The sequence below is a fragment of the Pseudomonas sp. ADAK18 genome, assembly GCF_012935695.1.
Classification (GTDB): Bacteria; Pseudomonadota; Gammaproteobacteria; order Pseudomonadales; family Pseudomonadaceae; genus Aquipseudomonas.
In genome coordinates, this window is the sequence record NZ_CP052859.1 from 4,201,361 (window position 1) to 4,217,497 (window position 16,137).

The window sequence follows — 16,137 nt, forward strand, 5'->3', positions numbered from 1 at the left end:
GTCTTGGCTCGCGCAGCTTAAGGCCAACTTTGGCTCAGGGCTAGGCCTGAGGGAGCCGCCGATCAATTGTTTCAACCAATTGAATGACTTAACAAGTTTTTCACTATAGGTTCACACCCTGACTACAGACGCGGCGCGAAGATCGCATCCCATTGATATAAGGAACATAGACATGGGTTATCCCAAAACCGCGCCAATGCGCTATTTATTGTTGGTAACGGGTGCCTGGCTGGTGGTTTTCCTGCTGACTCGCAGTGTATTGCTACTGACCCACCTGGACGAAGTCGGCGGTAATCTGTTGCCGGTATTTGGTGTCGGTTTACTCTACGACCTGGGTTTCCTGGCCTATGCCGCCCTGCCCCTGGGCCTGTATGTGCTGCTGTGCCCACCCGCCCTGTGGCGTCGCCGTGGCCATCGCTGGTTCCTGCAAGCGCTGTTGACCGTCAGCCTGTTTGCCATGCTGTTCACGGCAGTGGCGGAATGGTTGTTCTGGGATGAATTCGGCGTGCGCTTCAACTTTATCGCCGTCGATTACCTGGTGTACTCCGACGAGGTGTTGAACAACCTGCTGGAGTCTTACCCAATCGGCAAATTGCTGAGCCTGCTCGCCATGCTGGCGGTTGTCTTGAGCCTGGTATTACGCAAGCCCTTCAATGCTGCCGTCAATGCGCCAATGCCGCCCATGCGCCGCCGCCTGCTCAATGCCCTCGGTTTGTTGGTAGTCGCCGGCCTGAGCCTGCAACTGATCAGCCAGGACAGCCCGCGCAGCCAAGGCGGCAATGCCTACAAGAATGAATTGGCCAGCAATGGTCCATATCAGTTCTTCGCCGCCTTCCGTAATAACGAGCTGGATTACTCGCAGTTTTACAAGAGCCTGCCCGCAGAGGTCGTCGCCAAACAGCTTCGCGCCGAACTCAGCGAACCTAACGCACGCTTTATCGGCACCGACCCGCTGGATATCCGCCGTGCCATCACCAACCCGGGCACCTTGCGCACCCCCAATATCGTGCTGGTGACTATCGAAAGCTTCAGCGCCAAGTACATGGGCAGTAACGGCGACGGGCGCAACCTGACCCCCAACCTCGACGTGCTGCGCAAACAAAGCCTGTATTTCAACAATTTCTACGCCACCGGCACCCGCACTGATCGCGGCCTGGAAGCCATTACGTTGGCGATTCCACCGACGCCTGGGCGCTCCATCGTCAAGCGTATCGGTCGGGAAAGCGGCTTTGCCAGCCTTGGCCAACAGCTCAGTGCGGTCGGCTATGACAGCGTGTTTGTCTACGGCGGTCGTGGCTACTTCGACAACATGAACGCATTTTTCAGCGGCAACGGTTATCGCGTGGTGGATCAGAGTAGCGTCGACGAAGCGCAAATCTCCTTCAAAAACGCGTGGGGCATGGCTGATGAAGACCTCTACAACCAGACCCTGAAACTGGCCGACGCCGACTACGCCAAGCAGCAACCGTTTTTGCTGCAACTGATGACCACTTCCAACCACCGTCCTTATACCTACCCGGAAGGCCGTATCGACATCAAATCCGGCAACGGTCGCGACGGTGCAGTGAAATACACCGACTACGCCATCGGCCAGTTCCTGGAGGCCGCGCGCCAAAAGCCGTGGTTCGACAACACGATCTTCGTCTTCGTCGCCGACCACACTGCCGGCAGTGCGGGCAAGGAAGATTTGCCCATCAGTAACTACCAGATCCCATTGTTCATCTATGCACCGAAGCTGATCGAAGCCCGGGAAACCGCACAACTGGCCAGCCAGATCGACCTCGCACCAACCTTGCTCGGCTTGCTCAACCTGAGCTATGAATCGACCTTCTTTGGCCGTAACCTGCTGCAAGACAACCCACTGCCACCGCGTGTGGTGGTCGGTAACTATCAGCACCTGGGCCTGTTTGACGGCAAAGACCTGGCCATTCTCAGCCCTCGCCAAGGCCTGCGTCGTCATGACCAAGCCCTGGGCGAGAGCCAGGAATCGCGCGTCAACAGTGATGACCCGTTGATCCAACGGGCGATCACCTATTACCAAGCCGCCAGCTATGGTTTCAAACAACAATTGCTGAGCTGGAGGGCGCCCAAGGACGCGGCCCCACAGCTCGGCGAACGCTAACCAGAACGCCCCGGCCAGGTCTGTCCGGGGCTTTTTCAATGTCCGAGTTCGCCATGTCATCCACTGCTGTCCGCCCGACCTCCAAACCCCTCAACTTTTGGCTGTGCCTGGGAGTACCCGCCGTCGCGGCGGTAATCTTGCTGTTGCTGCAACTGACGTCACTGGACATGGACCTGGCCAAGCTGTTCTACAACTCGACCGACGGTAGTTTCATCGGTCGCCACAGCTTTTTCCTTGAAGACATCCTCCACGACCGCGCCAAGCAACTGGTCATCCTGTTCTCGCTACTGGCGGTACTGGGCTTTATTGGCGCGTTCATCCTTGAGCGTCTCAAACCCTACCGCCGCGAACTGGGTTGCCTGGTGCTGTCCCTGGCCCTGTCCACGGCCTTCGTCACCCCGATGAAAGCCGTCACCGCCGTGCAATGCCCATGGAGCCTGAAGGAGTTCGGCGGCAAAGAAACCTACAGCGAACTGCTCAGCCCACGCCCACCAACCGACAAACCTGGGCGTTGCTGGCCCGGTGGTCATGCCGCGACCGGCTTTACCTTGTTCGCGCTGTTCTTTGTCTTGCGCGACCGCCGGCCACGCATGGCACGTAACGCCTTCATCTTTGCCGCCAGCCTGGGAACGGTGTTCTCCATTGGCCGGATGATGCAAGGGGCGCACTTCTTTTCCCATAACGTGTGGACGGCGATTTTTTGCTGGCTGATCTGCCTGGGGGCGTATTACTTCCTGCTGTATCGACCGGCGAAGACCGCTGAACCCACTTTCCAGAACCAGACCGCAACCCCCTGATACACAGCCCTTGCCTAGCCGGGGGCAAGGGCGCAACACTGCGCCCTCCCCTGGCAATGATCACCCTGAGTCATGTCCGACACCCTGCTGCTGATTGAAGACGACCTGCCACTGGCGGCACTGACAGCCGAATTCCTGCGCGCCGAGGGTTTCACCGTCACCGTGGAACACCGAGGCGATCTCGCCGCCCAGCGCATCCACGACGAACAGCCGGCGCTGTTGATCCTGGATGTCATGTTGCCGGGGATCGACGGTTTCACCCTGTGTCGGCAGATTCGCGATCAGTACCCCGGGCTGATCCTGATGATGACTGCACTGGATGAAAACGCCGAGCAACTGATCGGCTTTGAAGCCGGAGCCGATGACTACGTGGTCAAGCCGGTAGACCCGCTGTTGTTGCTGGCGAGGATCCGCTCGCTGCTGCGTCGCCACCCTCAAGCCCCTCGTGCCTACTATCAATGGGGGCAGTTCAAGCTGGACTTGAACAATCACTTCGCTTGGCTCAATGAAGTGCCCTTGCAGTTTTCCCTCGCCGAGTTCGAGCTGCTGGCCATTTTTGCCCGTCACTGCGGGGTATTGCTGACGCGGGAAAAACTACTACAGCGCCTGCGTGGCCTGGAGTACGACGGGCTGAACCGCTCCATTGATATGCGCGTATCGCGCCTGCGCAAAAAGCTCATGACCCTTGAGTGCCCGGTGACCATCCAGACCATTACTGCCCAGGGCTACCTGTTTGTCGAAGTCCCGGCAGGTCATACCCATGCCGTCTAAGGTGCGCCCATGGATGGCGGTGGTGGCCGGTACCAGTTGGGCGGCCCTGACGCTTTACTTGCTGTGGCTGTGCACCAACGCTTCGGTGTTTGTCGGCGAAGACAGCTTCCTGCGCCTGATGGCGGGCCCCGGCTACCTGGTGGCCGAGCAACTCAAAGCCTTGCCGGCCGAACAGCGCGAGGCACGCATTGAATCACTGCAGGCACGCTTCCAGTACCCGGTGAGTCTGGAGAAGATCGAAGACATCGAATTGCCGCCTGAAGCCCTTGTCATGCTGGAACACCACCAGCCCGCCATGAACAGTGACGAAGACGTCACCTACTTCCCGCTGGACGATGACACGGTGATTCAATTCGGCCCCATGTGGGGCACCGCGGAAACCAAGGATTTGCTGCGCTTCCCCGTCTATTGGATAACCGCCTGCGTCGCCGGCCTGCCGGTGTTGTTGTTCCTCTGGTTCGGTTTGCGCGCACGACGCAAGTACGCTAACGACCTGAACGCGCTTAATGAATGCATTGGCGCCCTGGCACGCACGCCCAATGTGATGCTGCCGGCGATGAGCCAGGAATGGGCACCGTTGCTGCTGACACTGCAACGGCATGCCCAGGAAATCACCTCGATGGGTGAACGTCACCGAGAGGTTTCCCAGGCGGTGTCCCACGAACTGCGCACGCCTCTGGCCCGAATGCGCTTTGCCCTGGCATTGCTGAGTAAAAGCGAAGACCCCATCACCCGCACGCGTCTGCAGGAGCGTTTGCAAACCGACATCGAAGAACTGGAATCCCTGGTTCGCGCCAGCTTGGCCTTTGCCCGGCTGGCCGACGCGCCTGCGGACCTGCACCACGAGCCCATCAATATCCGCGCCTGGCTGCAGCAGGAGTTTGCCTTGCTCGATGGCCACCATCGCCTGCTGACCCTGGAAACCGATCCACCGGGCCTGGAGCTCGTGGGTGATCGCTCATTGCTGCACCTGATCGTGCGCAACCTGTTGAGCAACGCCATCACCTATGCCCGTGAGCAGGTGAACGTCAGCGTGTCGTACCACGATCAACAGCACCTGGTGTTGCACGTCGACGACGACGGCCCCGGGGTACTCCCGGAAAATCGCGAAAAAATCTTCGAGCCCTTTGTCCGCTTGGCCCTGGGCAGCGATGAGCCCAGCGGCTTTGGTCTTGGCCTGGCCCTGGCCAAGCGCGCCACCCATTGGCACCGTGGCCTATTGTCGGTTTCCCGCAGCCCTCTGGGCGGCGCACGCATGAGCCTCATATTGCCACTACGGCCCTTGTAGCCCCGAATAGCCAGCCTGTTACAGCCGGTGACAGTGAACCGTTCCCACTCCCGTTAACCTCCCGAGCTGATTCAGGACCGCTCGGTCACTTGCCAGCGCTCGCCCTGAGTCCACCCCCCCTGGAACAGGTTGGAGAGTCACCTCATGCGTCACCCTAAACGGCCAAGCACTGCACTGGTGCTATCGCTGTGCATCGCGGCCAGCGCATTACTCACCTGCACCGCCTCGGCCAAGAGCCATCCCGCCCCTTACTATCCCGGCACCATCGCCCCTGATCATTTGCCCCAGGCCGACATGGATCAGCAACTGGCCACTTTCTATAAAGCCTGGAAAGCGATTTATCTCTCCGACGAGTGCGGCAGCGGCCGTTACTTCGTCAAGGTCAACGCTGACCATAAGCCGGTGGGCGGCGATACCGCACCGGGCACCATCACCGTGTCCGAGGCCCATGGCTACGGCATGCTGATCAGCGTGATGATGGCGGACTATGACACCGACGCACAAAAGATCTTCGACGGCATGGTGCGTTACTTCGAGGACCATCCGGCTACGTCCGACCCAGGCCTGATGGCCTGGAACCAGATCGAAGGCTGCGCTAACTCCACCGGCCGGTTCCGGGGCGACGTCAGCGCCACCGACGGCGACCTGGATATTGCCTACGCCTTGCTCCTGGCCGACCAGAAGTGGGGCAGCCAAGGCATCATCGACTACCGCAGCGAAGCCAACGCCGTCCTTGCAGCGATCCTTAAACATGAAGTCCACCCCAGGACTCACCACTTGATGATCGGCGACTGGGCCGGCACCGATGGCGATCACGAAATCGAGTACACGACCCGCAGCTCGGACTTCATGCAATCGCATCTCTATGGTTTTTACGCCATCACCGGTGATAAGCGCTGGCAGGCCGTTCGCGACAAGACCTACTCGATCATCAACACCTTCAACCAGCGCTACACCCCAAAAAGCGCCTTGTTGCCGGACTTCATCAGCCACCTGGACACTTCGATGACCCCAGCTCGCGCCGAGTTGGTGGGCGACAAGCGCGACGGTGACTACGCCTGGAACGCCGCCCGCTATCCCTGGCGTGTCGGCCTGGACTACCTGCTGTACGGTGATCCTCGAGCCCTTGAAACGTTGACGGTATTCAACCGTTGGGCACGCTCGACCACCCATGATGATCCGACGACGTTCAACAGCGGTTACAGGATCGACGGCGGCGCCCTCGCCGATGAGGGCAGCAACGCCCTGGCGTTTGTCTCGACCCTGGGGGTCAGCGCGATGATCAGCGCCGACAATCAGCCCTGGGTCAACAGCGTCTGGGACAACCTGCAACGCCAGTCGATCAACGATAACGCCTACTACGGCAACACCCTCAAACTGCTGAGCATGGTCATCATGTCCGGCCATTGGGAACGTCCCAGGCCTGCACCGAGTAAAAAGACAGCACACGTGTCTGCTGATCAGCAACTCACCCCAACTCGAGCGCCTATGGGATCTGTGCCAGTTGCCGTGAATCCATCTGCCCGGCTGGAGCTTGCCCGTGGGTTCACGTTCAAGAAGCTGCTGCGCCGACGGGGATTGGGTTGACCGCACGGCCCACATCCCAGCCATAAAAAAGCCCCGCCTGCATCACTGCAGGCGGGGCTTTTCAGTATCGGAGTAAGGCTGGCTTACATCATGCCGCCCATACCGCCCATACCACCCATGTCTGGCATACCGCCGCCAGCAGGAGCGTCATCTTTGATCTCGGCGATCATTGCTTCAGTGGTGATCATCAGGCTGGCAATCGACGAAGCCGCTTGCAGAGCCGAACGAGTCACTTTAGCTGGGTCCAGGATGCCCATTTCGATCATGTCGCCGTATTCGCCGGTAGCAGCGTTGTAACCGAAGTTACCCGAACCCTGCTTAACCTTGTCGACAACCACGCTTGGCTCGTCGCCGGAGTTGGCAACGATCTGGCGCAGTGGTGCTTCAACAGCACGACGCAGCAGAGCGATACCGACGTCTTGATCAGCGTTGTCGCCTTTCAGCCCGGAGATAGCCTGCAGAGCGCGAACCAGTGCCACGCCACCGCCAGGTACCACGCCTTCTTCAACGGCTGCACGGGTAGCGTGCAGGGCGTCTTCAACGCGGGCTTTCTTCTCTTTCATTTCAACTTCGGAACCCGCGCCAACCTTGATCACTGCAACGCCGCCGGACAGCTTGGCCAGACGCTCTTGCAGTTTTTCACGGTCGTAGTCGGAAGTGGTATCAGCCACTTGCGAACGGATCTGGGTCACACGAGCCTGGATGTCAGCTTCGACGCCAGCGCCGTCGATGACGGTGGTGTTTTCCTTGGTCACGGTCACACGCTTGGCATTACCCAGGTGTTCCAGGGTAGCGCTTTCCAGGCTCAGGCCGATCTCTTCGGAGATAACGGTACCGCCAGTCAGAACAGCGATGTCCTGCAGCATGGCCTTGCGACGATCGCCGAAACCAGGTGCTTTAACAGCAACCACTTTCACGATACCGCGCATGTTGTTCACAACCAGAGTCGCCAGGGCTTCGCCTTCAACGTCTTCGCTCACGATCAACAGTGGGCGGCCGGCTTTGGCAACAGCTTCCAGAACTGGCAGCAGTTCGCGGATGTTCGAGATCTTTTTGTCAACCAGCAGGATCAGCGGGCCGTCGAGCTCGGCGGTCATGGTCTCTGGCTTGTTGACGAAGTACGGGGACAGGTAGCCACGGTCGAACTGCATGCCTTCAACAACCGACAGTTCGTTTTCCAGGCCCGAGCCTTCTTCAACGGTGATCACGCCTTCTTTACCGACTTTTTCCATGGCTTCGGCAATGATGTCGCCGATGGAGCTGTCGGAGTTGGCCGAGATGGTGCCGACCTGAGCGATAGCCTTGGTGTCAGCGCATGGCTTGGACAGGGACTTCAGCTCTTTGACAATGGCGATGGTCGCCTTGTCGATGCCGCGTTTCAGGTCCATCGGGTTCATGCCGGCAGCGACGGCTTTCAGGCCTTCGTTGACGATCGACTGAGCCAGAACGGTAGCGGTGGTGGTGCCGTCGCCTGCGTCATCATTGGCACGGGAGGCAACGTCTTTGACCAGCTGCGCGCCCATGTTTTCGAAGCGATCTTTCAGCTCGATTTCTTTAGCAACGGACACGCCGTCCTTGGTGATGGTCGGAGCGCCGAAGCTCTTCTCGATGATCACGTTACGGCCTTTAGGGCCCAGGGTCGCTTTTACTGCGTCAGCCAGGACGTTGACACCGGCGAGCATTTTCTTACGGGCGGAGTCGCCGAATTTAACTTCTTTAGCAGCCATGATCGATATTCCTTAAATACTTTGTAGTAACGGGAAAATGAGCGGGGAAATCAGCCTTCCAGAACAGCGAGAATCTCGTTCTCAGCCATTACCAGCAGGTCTTCGCCGTCGATTTTCACAGTGTTGCTGCCGGAGTAAGGGCCGAATACAACCTTGTCACCCACTTTCACAGCCAGCGCACGTACTTCACCGTTTTCCAGGGTTTTGCCTGGACCAGCAGCCAGAATCACACCGTGGTTGGCTTTTTCAGCAGCCGAACCTGGCAGAACGATCCCACCAGCGGTTTTCTTTTCTTCTTCACTGCGACGGATGACGACGCGGTCATGCAGAGGACGAAGCTTGCTCATTGTCGATCTCTCCTAATTGTGTTTTTCATCGGCCGGTGTCAATTCCGGCAGGTTAAATTCCGGCGGCGCCGGTCGCGGTTCGCAGGACGAAACGCGGAAGTCTGTCTGGTGTTGCCACCAGAAACCTTGCGGTGACCGTTACATAAGGGCGCATAAGCTTATTACAAGGCTTGGAGATGAAATTTTTTGTGTCTTTAAAAGCAACACAGCACCCGAAGGTGCCGTGCAGGTGAAGGGATTACTTGGCGTCGCGGTGTTCGAACTCGCCTTCGATCACATCACCCTCGCGCCCCAGGGGCTGGCGGGGAGCCGGACCACCGCGCGGCTGCAGGTCATCGGCGAACGCGCGCTGACGAATCGCAGCCTCTTCGGCACGCTGGCGCATCTTGCCCGCCAATAGCCGACGGGTGAACGGCATCAACAGCACCAGGGCGACCACGTCGCTGACAAAACCCGGCAGGATCAACAGGCCGCCAGCCAAAGCCATCATCAGGCCTTCAAGCATGGTCTGGGCCGGCAGCTCGCCGCGATTCAAACTTTCACGGGCGCGCAGCGCGGTGGCCAATCCGGCGATACGCAGCACGAATACGCCGAGCATCGAGCCGAGAATAATCAGCAGCAGGGCCGGGAAAAACCCGATGGCCGCACTGACCTTAACGAATACGAACAGCTCCAACACCGGGAACAGCAGAAAGAGCAATAAAAAAGGGCGCATCAAATGGTTCCTCAACGCAAGAATGCCTTGCTAGTTCACCTTAGATGACGTCGCCGTTTCGTGAATTCAAGCTTCGGCAACCGCTTTTTTCGGCCAAGCCTGCGCGTGAGCCAGGAAAACCAAGGCTTCGCGTACTTGTGTCGGCGTGTTGCAAGGCTCGGCAAAGGGTAGCCAGTACAGCGCCTGACCGATGCGCAGGTGCATCCCTTCACTGTCGATACCAGCCAACTGAGCAGGCTCTGTTGTCGGCAAGCCAGCCAGCTCAACATAGTGGGCAATGGCCTTGGTGTGGTCACTGTTCATATGTTCGATCATGCTCAGCTCGGCCTTGCCGGCGAACGGATTGGCCAAGGCCAGTTGATCGACCCAATGGATCGCGCCAAAACCACCGATATAACGATGGCGCACCGGCTTGAGCACCCAGAAATCAAAATCATGGGCCTTGTGGTAATTCGCCGAATCAGGGAAATAACGGTAATAACGCTCGGCGGCCGCTTCGATCGCCGCAGCATCCGTGATCTTTTGCGCCTCAGCCAGGTAGGTCAGACGCCCTACTGCCTGCACATCGTCCGCCTCGCGCTCCCCCACCAGCAACGAGCACTTGGGGTCTTTCTGCAGGTTATGGGTGTGCTGCGCGATGCGGCTGATCAGAATCAGCGGCTGGCCTTCGGCATCCAGGCAGTAAGGCACCACCGAGCCAAAGGGGAAACCAGGCATGGCCTTGGACAGCGTGGAGAGCGCTCCACGGTATTCCTTGAGCAGTAGTTCTCGGGCATTCTTGGCAACGTGCGCGCTCAACTTATGACTCCTTCGGTAAAATTCGTCAAAAAACGGACTAGGGTGAGCGCTTAAATCTGCTCACAGGACATGCGAATGCATCTCAACGACAAAGTAATCATTATCACCGGCGGTTGCCAGGGTTTGGGCCGGTCCATGGCCGAGTATTTTGCAGGCAAAGGCGCCAACCTGGCGCTGGTGGACCTGAATAAGGAAAAACTCGACCAGGCGGTCGCCGCTTGTCAGGCCCGTGGCGTCAAGGCCCGTGCCTATCTGTGCAATGTGGCCAATGAAGAGCAAGTCGTCCAGACAGTCGCGCAGATTGCCGAAGATTTCGGTGCTATTCACGGTTTGATCAACAACGCCGGGATCCTGCGCGATGGCTTGCTGCTCAAGGTCAAGGACGGCGAGATGACCAAGATGAGCCTGGCTCAGTGGCAGGCGGTGATCGACGTCAACCTGACCGGCGTGTTCCTGTGCACCCGCGAAGTGGCGGCAAAGATGGTGGAGTTGAAGAACCAAGGCACCATCATCAACATCTCGTCGATTTCCCGGGCGGGTAATGTCGGCCAGACCAACTACTCGGCCGCCAAGGCCGGGGTGGCTGCGGCGACCGTGACCTGGGCCAAGGAACTGGCTCGGTACGGCATTCGTGTGGCAGGCATTGCGCCAGGTTTTATCGAGACCGAGATGACGCTGGGCATGAAGCCTGAGGCGCTGGAGAAAATGACGGCGGGGATTCCCCTCAAACGCATGGGACGGCCCGAGGAGATTGCTCATTCGGCGGCGTATATTTTCGAGAACGACTATTACACCGGCCGGATTCTGGAAATGGATGGCGGCTTGCGGTTGTAAGAACCAGCCCTTTCAAGGTCTTTGAGAACGCAGCCAAACACGGTTGAAACATCCAGCTCAGGGTAGTGAAGATCAACCGTGGGAGCGGCGGTGCGACGACTCGACTTGCTCGCTCCCACATTTTGATCGCACTCGGCCTGATTACCAGGTCACGCCAAAACCTGCGGTATAGCGCGTCTTGCTCAAGTCACTGTCCGAGCCGCCACTAATAATGTCGCGCTCAGCCTTAAGGTTGAGAGACGCCCATTCAGTGACCTTGTAGCGCAAACCCATTTCCGCATCGAGGGAATAGTCGGTAGGTCCTGTCAGCGGTTTGCCCAATTCGCCGTTGGTAAAGAACTCCACCGTCTTGCCAACCAGGTAACGGTTGTAGCTCCATTTCATGGCCAACGAGTAGAAATTGTCTTTACCGCCGTCGGCGTATTCATAGTCGGTACGGTTCAACAACGAGCCCAAGGAAAACGCGCCCAATTCGTCATCCCAGAACTGGTAGCCCGGACCGGTACCGATGGTGCGCTGGCGCGACAGGTCTTCGATCTTGTCGCGTTTGTAGGTCAAGCGACCTTGCCAGAACCACTGTTCGGTGAGGAATCGGTCCAGGTCGTACTCGGCGCTCCAGTTGTCGGTCGTCACGACGTCGTTCTGGAACTCCCGGTTGTATTCGCCCTTGGCCGTATGCCGCCAGGCGCCATGACGGGCGCTGGTCTTGAAGTCGATGTCGTAGTCGTTGGTGTCTTTTTCTGCGCGCTTGTAGTCCAGCGCCACGTCAACATTGCCCTTCCACACCAGGTCTTCGATCACAGGTTTGGGCTTGATGATCTGCTGGATGCTCGCCAACTCGACGGTCTTCGGTGCCTCACCATTGGCCAAGGTGACCTTGCCGGGCTCGGCGGCCTGCAGGGATTTGGCTTTCTCGCCCGTGTAGGCATCTTGCTTGACCAGCAACTCCTGGTCGCTTTCCAGGGTTTTCACCTGTTTCCAGTCCACCGGAATGGAGCCGGCATAGTCGGTCTGGATCAGCAGTTTACCGCCATCGAAGACTTTGATTTTGCCGGTCAGGCGATCACCGTTTTTCAACCAGACGGTATCGGCGAGCAGAGGCGTGGAGGCGCTGAAAACAGCGAGGCATAGCAGGGTTCTGGACAGCATAAGCAGATGACGGACTCAAGTTTGCGAAAAAAAAGGGCATTATCGTCAAGGATAAAGTCTTAGCAAGGACTGACTCGACTCTCTATATTGAGTTCAATTCTCATTGCCATTTTTACAGACATTTCTTACAAATAGACTGACGATTTCAACGGGATACGCTCAAGTGATTGACCCCGCCGACGAAGAACAAAGCCCTGCCCAGATACGCCGAACGGCGCTCTACCTGACCCTCGCCCAAGTGCCAGAGGGTTATGTGGTGAGTTATGGCGAGTTGGCACACCTTGCGGGTTTGGGTCGCGCGGCCCGTTGGGTCGGCCGTACCCTCAGCCAACTCCCCGGCGACACCAAGTTGCCCTGGCACCGGGTGCTGGGTGCCGGCGGTCGGATAAGTCTGCCCGTGGGGAGTGCCTCTGGGGACGAGCAACGTGCGCGTTTGCGCAGTGAAGGTGTCAGTATCCTGAACAATCGCGTTGATATTCGGCGTCATGGCTGGCGCCCGGTAGAGCACAGCGGTTAGAGTGCGCGCTTTGTTTCCGCAAATCTGAGGCAGACTCCAGCCCATGCCCCGTAAAACCTGGCGCGCCGCGCTCGCTGCCTATGCCAGCCCCTCGACGTTAGTGCTGTTGCTGCTCGGCTTTGCTGCCGGCCTGCCTTACATGTTGGTGTTCTCGACGCTCTCGGTGTGGCTGCGCGAAGCCGGCGTGGCCCGCGAAACCATCGGGTATGCGAGCCTGATCGGCTTGGCCTATGCCTTCAAATGGGTCTGGTCGCCGCTGCTCGACCAATGGCGCCTACCGTTACTCGGCAAGCTTGGGCGTCGTCGCTCCTGGCTGGTACTGGCCCAGTCGCTGGTAATCCTAGGATTGATCGGCATGGGTTTCTGCGATCCGCAGAAGCACTTGTCCTGGCTGATTGCTATTGCCGTAGTTGTCGCCTTCGCGTCCGCCACCCAGGATATCGCCGTGGACGCCTATCGCCTGGAAATCGCCGACGATAGCCGTCAGGCCGCCCTGGCTGCCAGCTATATGTCGGGCTACCGGATCGCCGCGTTGTTGGCCACCGCCGGCGCGCTGTTCTTTGCCGAAGGCTTCGGCTCCACCGGTTTCAACTATAAGCATTCGGCCTGGACCGGCACCTATGTGCTGTTCGGCCTGCTGATGATCCCGGCCCTGCTGACCACCTTCTTCATGCGCGAACCCGACGTACCGCTGCGAACCCAATTGCAAGCCGGGCGCTACAGCTTCGTCCATCAACTGGTCTCGGTGTTTGTGTTGATCGTGTTGCTGGTGTCGGTACCCGCAATGTTTACCCAGCTGTACAACACTGACTTCGCCAGCGTGCTGTTCCAAGGCGTCAGCCTGCTCGACCTGCTGCTGGAAGACCGGGCATTCCTGCGGGCCATCCTCTACATCACCCTTACCACCCTGTGCCTCTCGGCGATGGGCCGTCGAGGCCTGGCGCCGGTGCTGACACCGGTCAACGACTTTATCCTGCGTTATCGCTGGCAGGCATTCCTGCTGCTGGGGCTGATCGCCACTTATCGCATGTCCGACACAGTCATGGGCGTGATGGCCAACGTGTTCTATATCGACCAGGGCTTCACCAAGGACCAGATCGCCGGTGTCAGCAAGGTCTTCGGCCTGATCATGACGCTGGTAGGCGCCGGCATGGGCGGCCTGCTGATCGTGCGCTTCGGGATCCTGCCAATCCTGTTTATCGGCGGTGTCACTTCGGCCGGGACCAACCTGCTGTTCCTGATGCTCGCCGACATGGGCGCGGACCTGCAGATGCTGATCTTCACCATTTCCCTGGACAACTTCAGCTCGGGACTGGCGACGTCGGCGTTTGTTGCCTACCTGTCGAGCCTGACCAACCTCAAGTTCTCTGCCACCCAATATGCGTTGCTCAGTTCGATCATGCTGTTGCTACCGCGATTGATTGGCGGCTATTCAGGGGTGATGGTGGAGAAGTTCGGTTATCACAACTTCTTCCTGATCACCGCCCTGCTCGGTGTGCCGACGCTGGTCCTGATTGCCTTGCACTGGTTTCAGGAAAATCGACGGATACGGTTGAATCCTCCGGCAGAAGAATGATTGTTAAAATGGGGCCGGCTGGGCTGGCCCTTTAAAAGCTGGACCGCAGCGCCCTCTATCGCGAGCAAGCTCGGCTCCTACAGACAGCTCTGCATCCTGATGCCTGTACGTCGGCAGCAAGCGCCCGTACAATCCAAAGTCATTTCAAGTCCAAGCAACCGACAACGGCCTACCATGCGCACCAGTCAATATTTGCTCGCCACACAGAAAGAAACGCCATCTGACGCAGTCGTGATCAGCCATCAGTTGATGCTGCGCGCCGGCATGATCCGCAAACTGGCCTCGGGCCTGTACACCTGGCTGCCCATGGGCTTGAAGGTGATGCGCAAGGTCGAAGCGATCGTTCGTGAAGAAATGAACGCCGCCGGCTCTCTGGAAGTGTTGATGCCGAGCACCCAACCGGCCGAGCTGTGGCAGGAATCCGGGCGTTGGGAAGAATATGGCCCTGAATTGCTGCGCTTCAAGGATCGTCATGGCCGCGATTTCTGCGCTGGCCCGACCCACGAAGAAGTGATCACCGACCTGATGCGCAATGAGTTGAGCAGCTACAAACAGCTGCCCCTCAACCTGTATCAGATCCAGACCAAATTCCGTGACGAAATTCGCCCACGCTTCGGTTTGATGCGCGGCCGCGAGTTCATCATGAAGGACGCGTATTCGTTCCACGCTGACCTGCCATCTCTGCAGGTCACCTACGACCGCATGCACCAGGCCTACTGCAACGTGTTCACTCGCCTGGGCCTGAAATTCCGTCCGGTTGAAGCGGACAACGGCTCCATCGGTGGTGCCGGCTCCCATGAGTTCCATGTACTGGCCGAATCCGGCGAAGACGATATCGTCTTCAGCAACGGTTCCGACTACGCGGCGAACATCGAGAAAGCCGAGGCCGTGCCACGGGAAACTTCCCGTCCTGCGCCAAGCGAAGAGCTGCGTCTGGTGGATACACCCGAGACCAAGACCATCGCCGCGCTGGTGGAGAAATTCAATCTGCCGATTGAAAAGACCATCAAGACCCTGATCGTGCACGCCGAAGAAGAAGGCAAGCTGATCGCCCTGGTGATCCGTGGTGACCACGAGCTCAACGAAATCAAGGCTTCCCAGCAACCTGGCGTTGCCAGCCCGCTGGTCATGGCCAGCGATGCCGAACTGCGTGACGCTATTGGCGCCGGTGCGGGCTCCCTCGGCCCGCTGAACCTGCCACTGCCGATCATCATCGACCGTTCCGTCGAACTGATGAGCGACTTCGGCATCGGTGCCAACCTTGATGACAAGCATTACTTCGGCGTCAACTGGGAGCGTGACCTGCCCGTTCCAACTGTGGCCGACCTGCGCAACGTGGTAGCCGGCGACCCAAGCCCGGATGGCAAGGGCACACTGGAAATCAAGCGCGGCATCGAAGTCGGACACATCTTCCAGCTGGGCAACAAATACAGCAAGGCAATGAAGTGCGAAGTGCTGGGCGAGAACGGCAAGCCGGTCACCCTGGAAATGGGCTGCTACGGCATTGGCGTTTCCCGCGTGGTTGCTGCTGCCATCGAGCAGAACAACGACGAGAAAGGCATCATCTGGAGCGACGCCCTGGCGCCCTTCCAAATTGCCCTGGTACCGCTGCGCTACGAAACCGAGCAGGTACGCGAAGCCACCGACAAACTGTATGCCGAACTGACGGCCGCCGGTTTTGAAGTGCTGCTGGATGATCGGGACAAGAAAACCAGCCCCGGCATCAAGTTCGCCGACATGGAACTGATTGGCATCCCGCACCGGATCGTGGTCAGTGACCGCGGCCTGGCCGATGGCAATCTGGAATACAAGAGCCGGACCGAAGCCGAAGCCCAACCGTTGCCGGTGGCTGACGTGCTGCCTTTCCTTCAGGCGCGTATTCGTCGCTGAAAACCAGATCAAGAGAAGT

Annotated in this window: 14 protein-coding genes; 9 read left to right on the forward strand and 5 right to left on the reverse strand. The window is 58.6% G+C overall.

The window, feature by feature from the left end:
• The first annotated feature begins 172 nt into the window (after nucleotides 1-172).
• The 5 genes from HKK55_RS18960 (at nucleotide 173) to HKK55_RS18980 (ending at nucleotide 6,565) form a co-directional block, all read left to right on the forward strand.
• Complete coding sequence (locus tag HKK55_RS18960; protein ID WP_169356076.1) at nucleotides 173-2,122, forward strand: LTA synthase family protein; 1,950 nt, start codon at nucleotides 173-175, stop codon at nucleotides 2,120-2,122.
• A 53-nt stretch (nucleotides 2,123-2,175) separates the two neighbouring features.
• Entirely contained in the window at nucleotides 2,176-2,919 is a 744-nt protein-coding gene (locus tag HKK55_RS18965; RefSeq protein WP_169356077.1) for a phosphatase PAP2 family protein, read from the forward strand.
• 72 nt (nucleotides 2,920-2,991) lie between these two features.
• Nucleotides 2,992-3,690, forward strand: a complete 699-nt coding sequence (locus HKK55_RS18970) for a response regulator transcription factor (RefSeq protein ID WP_169356078.1) — start codon at nucleotides 2,992-2,994, stop codon at nucleotides 3,688-3,690.
• A complete protein-coding gene (locus HKK55_RS18975; RefSeq protein ID WP_169356079.1) occupies nucleotides 3,680-4,978 on the forward strand; it encodes a HAMP domain-containing sensor histidine kinase in 1,299 nt (432 codons plus the stop codon). Before HKK55_RS18970 ends, HKK55_RS18975 begins: the two co-directional genes overlap by 11 nt.
• A gap of 144 nt (nucleotides 4,979-5,122) precedes the next feature.
• The gene (locus HKK55_RS18980; RefSeq protein WP_169356080.1) at nucleotides 5,123-6,565 is read left to right on the forward strand and encodes a glycosyl hydrolase family 8; all 1,443 of its coding nucleotides are present in this window, start codon (nucleotides 5,123-5,125) and stop codon (nucleotides 6,563-6,565) included.
• 83 nt (nucleotides 6,566-6,648) lie between these two features.
• On the opposite strand, the gene groL is transcribed toward HKK55_RS18980, so the two are convergent.
• From groL to HKK55_RS19000, 4 genes are all read right to left on the reverse strand, one after another.
• Nucleotides 6,649-8,292, reverse strand: coding sequence for a chaperonin GroEL (gene groL, locus HKK55_RS18985; protein ID WP_169356081.1), 1,644 nt, complete (start codon nucleotides 8,290-8,292; stop codon nucleotides 6,649-6,651).
• Between the two features lie 50 nt (nucleotides 8,293-8,342).
• Nucleotides 8,343-8,639: a co-chaperone GroES gene (gene groES, locus HKK55_RS18990; RefSeq protein ID WP_003208599.1), complete on the reverse strand. Its 297-nt coding sequence runs from the start codon at nucleotides 8,637-8,639 to the stop codon at nucleotides 8,343-8,345.
• A 238-nt stretch (nucleotides 8,640-8,877) separates the two neighbouring features.
• A complete protein-coding gene (locus HKK55_RS18995) occupies nucleotides 8,878-9,354 on the reverse strand; it encodes an FxsA family protein (RefSeq protein ID WP_169356082.1) in 477 nt (158 codons plus the stop codon).
• Between the two features lie 66 nt (nucleotides 9,355-9,420).
• Nucleotides 9,421-10,152 (reverse strand): HugZ family protein, encoded by a 732-nt coding sequence (locus HKK55_RS19000; protein ID WP_169356083.1) that lies wholly within the window; start codon nucleotides 10,150-10,152, stop codon nucleotides 9,421-9,423.
• A gap of 75 nt (nucleotides 10,153-10,227) precedes the next feature.
• On the opposite strand from HKK55_RS19000, the gene HKK55_RS19005 reads away from it, so the two are divergent.
• Nucleotides 10,228-10,986 (forward strand): SDR family oxidoreductase, encoded by a 759-nt coding sequence (locus tag HKK55_RS19005; RefSeq protein ID WP_169356084.1) that lies wholly within the window; start codon nucleotides 10,228-10,230, stop codon nucleotides 10,984-10,986.
• A gap of 141 nt (nucleotides 10,987-11,127) precedes the next feature.
• Here the strand turns inward: HKK55_RS19005 and HKK55_RS19010 are convergent, their stop codons facing one another.
• Nucleotides 11,128-12,135, reverse strand: a complete 1,008-nt coding sequence (locus HKK55_RS19010; RefSeq protein ID WP_169356085.1) for a DUF481 domain-containing protein — start codon at nucleotides 12,133-12,135, stop codon at nucleotides 11,128-11,130.
• 163 nt (nucleotides 12,136-12,298) lie between these two features.
• Here HKK55_RS19010 and HKK55_RS19015 point away from each other — a divergent pair, with 163 nt between their 5' ends.
• The 3 genes from HKK55_RS19015 to HKK55_RS19025 all read left to right on the forward strand — a co-directional run bounded on the left by HKK55_RS19015 (nucleotide 12,299) and on the right by HKK55_RS19025 (nucleotide 16,118).
• Nucleotides 12,299-12,652 (forward strand): MGMT family protein, encoded by a 354-nt coding sequence (locus tag HKK55_RS19015; RefSeq protein WP_169356086.1) that lies wholly within the window; start codon nucleotides 12,299-12,301, stop codon nucleotides 12,650-12,652.
• A gap of 43 nt (nucleotides 12,653-12,695) precedes the next feature.
• Nucleotides 12,696-14,228, forward strand: a complete 1,533-nt coding sequence (locus HKK55_RS19020; RefSeq protein WP_169356087.1) for an AmpG family muropeptide MFS transporter — start codon at nucleotides 12,696-12,698, stop codon at nucleotides 14,226-14,228.
• A 174-nt stretch (nucleotides 14,229-14,402) separates the two neighbouring features.
• Nucleotides 14,403-16,118 (forward strand): proline--tRNA ligase, encoded by a 1,716-nt coding sequence (locus tag HKK55_RS19025; protein WP_169356088.1) that lies wholly within the window; start codon nucleotides 14,403-14,405, stop codon nucleotides 16,116-16,118.
• Nucleotides 16,119-16,137 lie beyond the last annotated feature (19 nt).

Bases quoted from the DNA above. Each gene is read 5' to 3' on its own strand.
- HKK55_RS19010 (WP_169356085.1), bottom strand. From the start codon at position 12,135: ATGCTGTCCAGAACCCTGCTATGCCTCGCTGTTTTCAGCGCCTCCACG.
- HKK55_RS18970 (WP_169356078.1), top strand. From the start codon at position 2,992: ATGTCCGACACCCTGCTGCTGATTGAAGACGACCTGCCACTGGCGGCA.
- HKK55_RS19005 (WP_169356084.1), top strand. From the start codon at position 10,228: ATGCATCTCAACGACAAAGTAATCATTATCACCGGCGGTTGCCAGGGT.
- HKK55_RS19025 (WP_169356088.1), top strand. From the start codon at position 14,403: ATGCGCACCAGTCAATATTTGCTCGCCACACAGAAAGAAACGCCATCT.
- HKK55_RS18980 (WP_169356080.1), top strand. From the start codon at position 5,123: ATGCGTCACCCTAAACGGCCAAGCACTGCACTGGTGCTATCGCTGTGC.
- HKK55_RS18960 (WP_169356076.1), top strand. From the start codon at position 173: ATGGGTTATCCCAAAACCGCGCCAATGCGCTATTTATTGTTGGTAACG.
- groL (WP_169356081.1), bottom strand. From the start codon at position 8,292: ATGGCTGCTAAAGAAGTTAAATTCGGCGACTCCGCCCGTAAGAAAATG.
- HKK55_RS18965 (WP_169356077.1), top strand. From the start codon at position 2,176: ATGTCATCCACTGCTGTCCGCCCGACCTCCAAACCCCTCAACTTTTGG.
- HKK55_RS18995 (WP_169356082.1), bottom strand. From the start codon at position 9,354: ATGCGCCCTTTTTTATTGCTCTTTCTGCTGTTCCCGGTGTTGGAGCTG.
- HKK55_RS18975 (WP_169356079.1), top strand. From the start codon at position 3,680: ATGCCGTCTAAGGTGCGCCCATGGATGGCGGTGGTGGCCGGTACCAGT.
- groES (WP_003208599.1), bottom strand. From the start codon at position 8,639: ATGAGCAAGCTTCGTCCTCTGCATGACCGCGTCGTCATCCGTCGCAGT.
- HKK55_RS19020 (WP_169356087.1), top strand. From the start codon at position 12,696: ATGCCCCGTAAAACCTGGCGCGCCGCGCTCGCTGCCTATGCCAGCCCC.